The sequence below is a fragment of the Kurthia sp. Dielmo genome (genome assembly GCF_000307285.2).
Lineage (GTDB): Bacteria > Bacillota > Bacilli > Bacillales_A > Planococcaceae > Kurthia > Kurthia populi.
The window spans coordinates 1-564 of sequence record NZ_CAEP01000194.1 but is presented as its reverse complement, the minus strand read 5'-3'; the positions used below and the strand labels follow the sequence as shown (position 1 = coordinate 564).

The window sequence follows — 564 nt, the reverse complement described above, 5'->3', positions numbered from 1 at the left end:
GAAGAAATTCGCATCGATGAATTGGTGCCAGTATATAAAGCGGAGTGGCAGTATGCGGAAGCAAATGGCTATCCTGCTTTACAAGAAAAATTAACAGCGGCACGGGTCCAGGAAGTCATTGATTTTCAACGTCCTGCCGTTGTGGAGAAGTCGGTAGACCATGGACAGCCCAATTCGAAAGTGGCGGCAAAAATAACGGAAGCGTTAACAGATGAAGAAAAAGTACGTGAAAATTTCGAAAAAGAGTATGGGCCGATTGCCATTCAAATATCAAATTTATTAGAAGAAGAAAATCCGACGCTTACGATTACAGGAAATATTATTTATCCAACGAAAAAACATCCATATTATGTTGTTTTCACATTGGGTGTTAGTAATCATCTCCCGCCAAATGTAACGCACAATGAAGCATATGAAATGATGATGAAATTACCACTTAATTGGGTCGCTTCTGAAGGGGAATGGACACTTCCTGAAAAAAACTGGCCTTTACGCATGATGGCGGAATTTGGATATAGCGCACGTAAAAAGCTGCAGAAGATTTATGGCTATACGACGTTCCCT

The 564-nt window shown here is 40.8% G+C and carries 1 protein-coding gene; it reads left to right on the top strand.

The genetic code is table 11. From position 1 onward, the window contains the following. On the top strand, nucleotides 1-564 hold a 564-nt coding region (locus KTHG_RS00125), incomplete at both ends, for a suppressor of fused domain protein (protein ID WP_139991799.1).